General features: G+C 67.2%; 11 protein-coding genes. 5 read left to right on the forward strand and 6 right to left on the reverse strand.

All coding sequences use genetic code 11. The features are described from left to right. Nucleotides 1–330 precede the first annotated feature (330 nt). The 4 genes from thrS to ACFV6X_RS35300 all read right to left on the reverse strand — a co-directional run bounded on the left by thrS (nucleotide 331) and on the right by ACFV6X_RS35300 (nucleotide 3,378). Nucleotides 331–1,557 (reverse strand): threonine--tRNA ligase, encoded by a 1,227-nt coding sequence (thrS, locus tag ACFV6X_RS35285; RefSeq protein ID WP_385390518.1) that lies wholly within the window; start codon nucleotides 1,555–1,557, stop codon nucleotides 331–333. 198 nt (nucleotides 1,558–1,755) lie between these two features. Next, nucleotides 1,756–2,091 (reverse strand): hypothetical protein, encoded by a 336-nt coding sequence (locus tag ACFV6X_RS35290; protein ID WP_385390505.1) that lies wholly within the window; start codon nucleotides 2,089–2,091, stop codon nucleotides 1,756–1,758. A 169-nt stretch (nucleotides 2,092–2,260) separates the two neighbouring features. Continuing rightward, nucleotides 2,261–2,857 (reverse strand): DinB family protein, encoded by a 597-nt coding sequence (locus tag ACFV6X_RS35295; RefSeq protein WP_385390506.1) that lies wholly within the window; start codon nucleotides 2,855–2,857, stop codon nucleotides 2,261–2,263. Nucleotides 2,858–3,021: 164 nt separating this feature from the next. Next, entirely contained in the window at nucleotides 3,022–3,378 is a 357-nt protein-coding gene (locus ACFV6X_RS35300) for a DUF6233 domain-containing protein (protein WP_385390507.1), read from the reverse strand. A 67-nt stretch (nucleotides 3,379–3,445) separates the two neighbouring features. Here ACFV6X_RS35300 and ACFV6X_RS35305 point away from each other — a divergent pair, with 67 nt between their 5' ends. From ACFV6X_RS35305 to ACFV6X_RS35315, 3 genes are all read left to right on the forward strand, one after another. Then, entirely contained in the window at nucleotides 3,446–3,664 is a 219-nt protein-coding gene (locus ACFV6X_RS35305; protein WP_385390509.1) for a hypothetical protein, read from the forward strand. 286 nt (nucleotides 3,665–3,950) lie between these two features. After that, entirely contained in the window at nucleotides 3,951–4,151 is a 201-nt protein-coding gene (locus ACFV6X_RS35310; protein ID WP_385390520.1) for a hypothetical protein, read from the forward strand. 190 nt (nucleotides 4,152–4,341) lie between these two features. Beyond that, nucleotides 4,342–4,683 carry an ANTAR domain-containing protein gene (locus ACFV6X_RS35315; RefSeq protein ID WP_385390510.1) on the forward strand — a complete coding sequence of 114 codons (342 nt, stop codon included), beginning with the start codon at nucleotides 4,342–4,344 and terminating at the stop codon, nucleotides 4,681–4,683. Nucleotides 4,684–4,688: 5 nt separating this feature from the next. Here ACFV6X_RS35315 and ACFV6X_RS35320 read toward each other — a convergent pair whose 3' ends face one another. Continuing rightward, on the reverse strand, nucleotides 4,689–5,054 hold the full coding sequence (locus tag ACFV6X_RS35320) for an STAS domain-containing protein (protein WP_385390512.1): 366 nt from the start codon (nucleotides 5,052–5,054) through the stop codon (nucleotides 4,689–4,691). A 174-nt stretch (nucleotides 5,055–5,228) separates the two neighbouring features. Between ACFV6X_RS35320 and ACFV6X_RS35325 the strand changes: the two genes are divergently transcribed. Beyond that, nucleotides 5,229–5,693 carry an ATP-binding protein gene (locus ACFV6X_RS35325; RefSeq protein ID WP_385390513.1) on the forward strand — a complete coding sequence of 155 codons (465 nt, stop codon included), beginning with the start codon at nucleotides 5,229–5,231 and terminating at the stop codon, nucleotides 5,691–5,693. A 205-nt stretch (nucleotides 5,694–5,898) separates the two neighbouring features. Next, nucleotides 5,899–6,627 (forward strand): alpha/beta hydrolase, encoded by a 729-nt coding sequence (locus tag ACFV6X_RS35330; RefSeq protein WP_385390515.1) that lies wholly within the window; start codon nucleotides 5,899–5,901, stop codon nucleotides 6,625–6,627. 359 nt (nucleotides 6,628–6,986) lie between these two features. Here the strand turns inward: ACFV6X_RS35330 and ACFV6X_RS35335 are convergent, their stop codons facing one another. Further along, nucleotides 6,987–7,250, reverse strand: a complete 264-nt coding sequence (locus tag ACFV6X_RS35335) for a hypothetical protein (RefSeq protein WP_385390517.1) — start codon at nucleotides 7,248–7,250, stop codon at nucleotides 6,987–6,989. Nucleotides 7,251–7,559: the final 309 nt, after the last annotated feature.

Below are 7,559 nucleotides of genomic sequence, written 5' to 3' on the forward strand. Positions count from 1 at the left end.
CTGGGAACGACGCGACGACATCCACGAGGCCTTCCTCGGCCTCGCCACCTGCCTCATCACCCACCGACACGTCCAACGCCTTTGTTAGGACCTCTTAGTCTCTGGGCCCTTCGCGACACAGCGCGGTACCCCGACGACAATGACGAATGCCGTCGCTCGGGCCTCGCACAGCTTGGCGAGGCCCGAGCCAGCCTGCTGATGCTGATGGCCAAGTGGAGACACAAGAAGGCCGGAGAACGTCGGCTGTCACTTCAAGCCCTCGTCCCCCTCCATCGCGGAGATCACCAGTCTCCTCGCGCGGGCGGCAGCAGGCGCTGATCGCGACGCCTGTTACGAGGTGGCGTCGGCCCACAGGTCGGTGCTGTGGGCCCCGATGAGAGCGCTGATGTGGGTGAGTACGTCACTGACCGGCTGTGGGTCGAGCCGGCGTCCGTCACGCAAGCGCAGTGCGACGTGATCGTCAGCGGCCTCCTTGGCCCCGATGACGGCTTGGTAGGGAACCAGGCGGGCCTCCCGTATACGGGCGCCCAGACTGCCGCGGTCCGGTCCCGCGGTCTGGGCACGCAGTCCCAGACGGGTGCAGCGTTGGGCGAGGGCTGCGGCGTTCGGCAGTTCGGTGTCGGAGATCGGGAGAATGACCAGCTGGGTAGGGGCGAGCCAGGCGGGGAAAGCACCGCCGTGCTGCTCGATGAGATGAGCGACGGCACGTTCCACACTGCCGATGATGCTGCGGTGGACCATGACCGGGCGGTGTTTGGCACCGTCGGCGCCGATGTAGTGCAGGTCGAACTGCTCGGGCTGGTGGAAGTCGACCTGGACGGTGGACAGTGTGGACTCCCGGCCGGCGCCGTCGGTGACCTGGACGTCGATCTTGGGCCCGTAGAAGGCGGCCTCTCCCTCGGCTGCCTCGTAGGGCAGGCCGGAGCGGTCGAGGACATCGGTCAGCAGGGCGGTGGAACGCTGCCATTTCTGGGGAGCGGCGACGTACTTGCCGCCAGGGCCCGGGAGGGAGAGCCGGTAACGGGTCTGGATGATGCCGAGTGCCTCGTACGCCCGGCGGATCATCTCCAGCGCCGCCTGCGCCTCCTCGGCGACCTGGTCCAGGGTGCAGAAGATGTGTGCGTCATTGAGCTGGATCGCCCGCACCCGGGTCAGCCCGCCGAGCACGCCGGAGAGCTCGGAGCGGTACATGCCTCCCAGTTCGGCCATGCGCAGGGGCAGTTCGCGGTAGCTGTGGGAGCGGGAGCGGTAGATCACCGCGTGATGAGGGCACAGGCTCGGCCGCAGGACGACCTGCTCGCCGCCGAGGTCCATCGGGGGAAACATGTCGTCGCTGTAGTGCGCCCAGTGGCCCGAGATGTCGTACAGTTCCCGCTTGCCGAGGACCGGTGAGTACACGTGCTGGTAGCCCGCCCGCCGCTCGGCGGTGCGGATGTACTCCTCCAGGGTGTGCCTCACGGCCGCGCCGTCGGGCAGCCAGTACGGCAGGCCGGCGCCGATCAGTGGGTCGGTGTCGAACAGGCTCAGTTCCCGGCCGAGCTTGCGGTGGTCGTGCACGGTGGTCATCGAGGTCTCCCTGCTGGTTGCGGAGCAAGTGACCGGGCCTATGACGAAGCCCCGGGGCACTTGCCCCGGGGCTTCGGATCAGGTCGTCTGTCAGCGCGCCGGGACACTCTCCGGCGTCGTCGTCATAGCAGCGCGCTTCATGTCGCAGACGTTAGCAGGATGTAGCGATGTCCATGCGGTCTTTCCTCGTCATGTCCGGGCGGCGAGGTAGTGGGTCCAGCTGTCGTTGGCGTACCTGGCCCACGTCTGCGCTGTGGCGGGGCTGAGGCCGAACAGGTCGGGGACGACGATGGGCGGGAGCGTGGTGACGGCCTCGATCATGGCGGTGTTCCTGGCGATGAGGACCGGCAGGCCGTGCTGTCTGAGCAGGTTGTCCACCCTGTGGCGGTTGCGGGGCTGATGGGGGAACTTGCCTGGCAGCAGGTAGGGGGAGGCTTCGTCCAGCGCCCGGCGCATGCGGGTGGTGGTGCGTGGCTGATCGATCTGGTCCTTGATGAGCTGACCCAGTCTGGGCGGGAGCAGCACGGGGTGGCGGTCGATGGTCAGGCAGGAGCCGGTGCCGTCTTGGTGGAACCGGTCCGTGGTGATGTCGATGATTTTGGCGACGGGCAGGGCATGGAGCCGGACCAGGGCAGCCGGCTGAACGGCGCCGCATGGCCGACCCCGGAGCCAACGGGGTCGGCAGCATGGCGAGTCAGCCGTCGGCTTCCCGCGCCACGCGCTCCAGTCGGCTCCGGTAGTCCTCCCACCACGCCTGATCCTCTGGTGGCAAGTTGTCCTTGCCCTGCAGATATCCGACGGATCCGTCGATGAGCTCTCGCACGATGTCGGCGTGACCGGCGTGCCGCTGAGTATCGGAGATCACGCGCACCAGGATGTGGTTCAGTGTCACCTCTCGGCGTTCCTCCGGCCACCACGGAACGTGACCGATCGCGTCAAGTGTCAGCGCTGTGATCGTGCTGTTGGAGTGCTCCGACGCCTGGCGATACAGCCCAACGATCTGTTCCCGTGATTCGTGCGCCGTGGCCCACATGTCCGAATTGAGCTCTGACTCCTCGGTATACCACCAGGACGGCGGCTCCCCGTCGAAGAACGGCCGCCCAAACGTGTCGCCGAAGTACCCCAGCTCCACGCCGGCGACATGCTTGACCAGCCCCAGCAGGTTCGTGCCCGTGGGAGTCAGCGGACGGCGGATGTCGTACTCCGAGAGGCCGTCGAGCTTCCACACCAGGGTGTCACGCGCCTCTTGCAAGTACCGGAGAAGGTCCGCTTTCGGGTTCGGTTCGATCACGCCGGGCAGTCTCCTACCCGGCACTGACAGCCGGGAGTGACATCAGAAGTCACCGACATTGATCTTGCCCGCAGCTGCGAAACGACTCCCCAAGTCACCTCGAAATGACTCTCGTCGAATGTGACACAGCCAGTCACCCGGCAGCGCCGTCGCTTCGGCCTGAGCTAGTCGAAGATCCCGAGAGCTGTGTCGGGCCGGCAGTGGATGCACGGCGGTACCTGCCGGCGCAGCGCGTCGACCGCCTGCTGCCGGGTCGCCGGTCGGCACCGCCCGCTCTGGGCTGCTGTCCAGCAGTCACCCGTGTGCACGGCGTCCACGTTCCCGTGGTTGAGGCCGTACTGCACCAGCCAGTCCGGCGGGGTCGGCCGCCGCTCCTCACCCTGGCGCCGCTCCGTCTCGCGTCGTTCCTCATCGGCGATCCAGCCGTCGATGAGCCGCAACTGTCGGACGGCCTGCTGCTCGACGACGCGCCGGATAAAGCGCAGCGCGTCGAGACGCGAGAGCGGCTCCTGCCCACTCACCTGCTGCTCCCGGCTGCCGTGTCATCTCCGCCTACCCATCTATTCGAACAGGCGCTCTAATCAAAGTATGCACCGCGTCGGCCACCTCACCGACACTCAGGATCGCGTCCTGGCCTGTATCCGCCGGCACGTCGCCGATCACGGCCACGCGCCGACGATCCAGCAGATCGGCACGGCCGTCGGCATGCGCAGCAGGGCGTCGGTGCACTACCAGCTGGCCGAGCTGGAAGCGAAGGCGGCGATCGTGTGCGAGCCGGGACGGTGGAGAGGGATGCGCCTCGCATGAACAGCGGCCGCTACTACCTGCTGCTCGCCTCGGGGGGCCGACCGGTGCAGCACGGATGGTGGGGGAGTGAGGAGATCGCGCGTGGCAAGTTCCGGCAAGTACGGCAGCATGCCCGACGTCCGCATCACCCTCGCCGACGACGACACCGACCACGTGCTGGTCGTCTGGCCGTAAGTGGTCTTCACCTGCTCCGGGTGAGGCTCGGAGAGGCGGATAACGCCATGGTGGCAAGGGTCAGGACAGGTCCGGGGTGGCGTACCCGGACGCGGTGGGAGCAGGCAAGCTGATGCGGTTTGAGATGCGTATCGATGGTGAAATGTCCCAGACTTTCGTGAAGGCTTTCCCGGAGCTGGATCATGTGGTCATGGGTGGGCAGAGCGTGCTGTTCGGCTCGGTGGGGGAGCCGTCCGAGCTGTACGGGTTGTTGCTGCGCTGTCAGTCGCTCGGGCTGCACGTGATCGAGATGCGGCAGCTGCCGGATGCGTGAGTGTGAGTGGGACGGGAAGGGCGACTCGTCGGGGGAGGGGTTGGGGAGACAGCCTCTCGGGTTCTTCGCCGGCCGTGGCCGGCGAAGAACCTTCTGCGCACCGTGTGATCTTTACGTGACAGGCGGGGTGTCTTGCGGCTCTGGTAACGGGCAGGCGCACTGGAAACGTCACCCGGAGGGAGAGCCGGTCATGTCGACATCCCGTGTGCAGCCGTCCCTGTCCGAGGACAGCCAGGACGGCGCGACGGCCCGCCTGGAGCAGGAGAACGCCCAGCTGCGGCACGCGATCGGCTCCCACGCGACGGTCGACCAGGCCATCGGGGTCCTGATCGCGATCCACCAGATCCCGCCCGCGGCCGGGTTCGAGGTGCTCCGCGAGGTGTCCCAGCACACCAACATCAAGCTGCACACGGTCGCCGAGTCGTTGATCGGCTGGGCTCTGGGCGAGCAGTTGTCGGAACCCGTGGACCGGGCGCTTCAGGATGCCGTGCACCGGCGTTCGGGCCCGGCCGGCGCTGAGCGGGCTGGCTGAGGTGGTCAGTCGGCCAGGGCCTGCTGGACGGTGGGACGGCAGGGGATGATGGCGTCGATGCCGACCAGCTGCAGGACCCGCAGGACAGGTTCCTGAGCGCCGGCGATCCGGACCCAACCGCCTGCCGCACTCACCTGCTGGTGGGTGGCGACGAAGACGTTGATGCCGCTGGAGTCCAGGAAGGTGACCTCACCGAGGTCCGCCACGATCCGCGGCCGCTGAGCGTCGTCCCCGACTCGCAGGGCTTCCCTGAGCACGGACTTGACGTCGTGGTCGATCTCGCCCCGCAGAGCCACGACATGGATGCCGTCGACCATGCGGTGCTCGGCAAAAAGCCGGGCCGGCTGGCTGGCGTTCTCGATGTCGGTCACCGTCTCCTCGGCTGCGCTTAGGCTTGCCCTCGGGTCGGGGCGTGCGCGGACGATTCTGCCCCACCAGCGCGGCTAAAAGCACCGGCCGGATGTGCCGAACGCCACCCTTACGGCATGCGCGGCAGGGAAAAGGGGTACTGGCCCGCGCAGGAACGGGGAATGAGGACAAGGTTGGTGGGATCCCAAGCCGACGGCCGCGACTGCGCCGCACCGGACGAGTATTTGATGCGGGCCGGCTACGCCCTGGACGGGGACGGCGGCTGCATCGCCGATGCCCGCCACCACGCCGCCGCCTTCCTCGACCAGGCCCACACCGCCCATTACCTGTCCGTGACCGCCCGCGCGAGGGACCTCACGCAGCTGGTGGTGAGCGAGCTGGTCACCAACGCCCTCAAGTACGCCCCGGGCCCGGTCCTGATGGAGCTGCGTATCACTGTTCGTGCCGTGGACGTCGTCGTGTGGGACAGCGATCCCACAGTCCCCGCTGCCCGAGCCGCCGATCCCCGCAGGATCGGCCAGCACGGTCTGGAGATCGTCAAAGCGATCACCGAGGACGTGTTCATCGAGCAGGAACCGGTCGGCAAACGCATCACCGCCCGCATCGTCCTGTCCGACACCCCCACCCGCAGCCTGGCGTGACCCAGTCGGTGCCACGGAGACTCCGCAAAAACCCGTTAGGCGGACGAGGCGACCGTTGCTACATTTCCGGAGGCCGTGCGAGAGATCGAGGAGGTGGTACCCGTGAACGCAGTATCGACATGGGTGCTTCCCTCCGGGGTCACGGTCGGGCGATAGACAGGTCGTCCGGGAGCGCCGTTCCAGCGCACTCCCGAAAGGCACGACCATGCATTTCACTTCCGAGCAGCGCCTTGACGACGGCGTCCTCGAACGTGAATTCACCCTCGGCGAGATCCCCGGCATCCTTTGGACACCCGCATCCGCACCGGTGCCGCTGATCCTGCTCGGCCACCCTCCCCTTGGGCTGCGCAGGATGTACCCCCGACTGGTGGACCGGGCCCGGCACTCCGCGGCGGAGGGCTTCGCCACGGCCACCATCGAGCTCCCGGGAAGCGGCGACCGGCCCCGTTGGCCGGCCGCCGAACAGGCCCGCGCCGACCTGCGCCGGGCGATGGAGGCCGGCGAGCCTGTCAGCGACGAGATCGTCGACGCCCTCATCCTGCCTCTGGTCGACAAGGCGGTCCCGGAATGGCAGGCCGCTCTGGACGCCCTCCCGTCGCTGCCCGAGATCGGCGGTCCGGTCGGGTACTCGGGGGGAGTGATCTCCGTCGGCATCCGGCTGGCGGTGGTCGAGCCGCGCATCGTGGCCGTGGGTCTCTTCGCCGGGAGTTTCGTGCCTCGCGCCATGTTCGAGGAGGCCCGCCAGGTCACCATTCCGCTGCACGTCCTACTGCAGTGGGACGATGAAGGGAACGACAGGCAGGCGGCCCTGGACCTGTTCGATGCCTTCAGCTCGAAGGAGAAGTCCCTGTACGCCAGCATGGGCGGGCACACCGGCGTTCCGCAGTTCGCGGGAGACGCCGCGGCCCAGTTCTTCACCCGACATCTGAAGTGAGGCCGGGCCGTCAGACCGGCAGCAGACGGTAGCTGATGTCGGCGGCATGCCGCTCATGGAGGACAGGTCCACACCGCAGTTCTCCACAGCGGGGCCCCTGCTGAACTCTCGGCAGGGGCCTTCGTGCTGCCTGAAGTCATGAACTGTTCGCTTTCTGCAGAGCTGCAAGTGCTGTCCAAACTCGAGTTGGGGCGGTACTGGACCTCTTGCCAGGGCAGCATCGGGATGGTCTCCTGGTGAAAGGTGCTGGTCATGCCCAGATGGAGCGCAAGCACGGCGTGACGGTGGCGGACTGTGTGCCTGGAGCGTCCTGCATTGCGGTGGAGCAGCATGCAGATCTGCCCTGCACGTCGGGTTGGTCAGCTGACCCAGTGGCGCCAGCGGGCTGCCGGCGGCTCGCAACGTCCTGACGAAACCATGTCCTGGTAGGCACGTTCGGTCAGTTCATCCCAGGTCACTTCCTCCCCGTTCTCGGGGAGGGGCTGTCCATCACCATCGGCGAATGCGGAAAAAGCGACCTCGCAGTCAGGAGGACGTACGGCCGTGCTGGCGTACCACCCGAACGCAGCGACGGCGACGACGCAGCATGCCAGCAGCATTCGGACGCGACGCTTGCGTTTCACCAGCCGCATCGTAGGACATCCATACGACTTCCCACCGGGGGCCGCCGCCAACTAGGGCCTCGCGCTCGGCGCCGGCGTCCGGACGGTCCTTATCCCGGCACAGCGAAGAGTTGACTGCAGGCCGGTGAGCGGCCGGCAGTGCCGTCCTTTCCGTCAACAATTTGGGGCGAGCTGATCATCGACTGCCGTCGGAACCCGTGCACAAGTGCTGTCACTAGTGTGCTGCGCCAGAAATCCTTAGGGTTAGTTCTGCTCTGTTTGCTGGCCGGTGGTTCCGACCTTGGTGAGGTAGTCGGCGAGGGAGTTGAG

This window comes from Streptomyces sp. NPDC059861 (assembly GCF_042731435.1).
GTDB lineage: Bacteria > Actinomycetota > Actinomycetes > Streptomycetales > Streptomycetaceae > Streptomyces.

Bases quoted from the DNA above. Each gene is read 5' to 3' on its own strand.
- ACFV6X_RS35305 (WP_385390509.1), top strand. From the start codon at position 3,446: ATGCACCGCGTCGGCCACCTCACCGACACTCAGGATCGCGTCCTGGCC.
- ACFV6X_RS35310 (WP_385390520.1), top strand. From the start codon at position 3,951: ATGCGGTTTGAGATGCGTATCGATGGTGAAATGTCCCAGACTTTCGTG.
- ACFV6X_RS35315 (WP_385390510.1), top strand. From the start codon at position 4,342: ATGTCGACATCCCGTGTGCAGCCGTCCCTGTCCGAGGACAGCCAGGAC.
- ACFV6X_RS35330 (WP_385390515.1), top strand. From the start codon at position 5,899: ATGCATTTCACTTCCGAGCAGCGCCTTGACGACGGCGTCCTCGAACGT.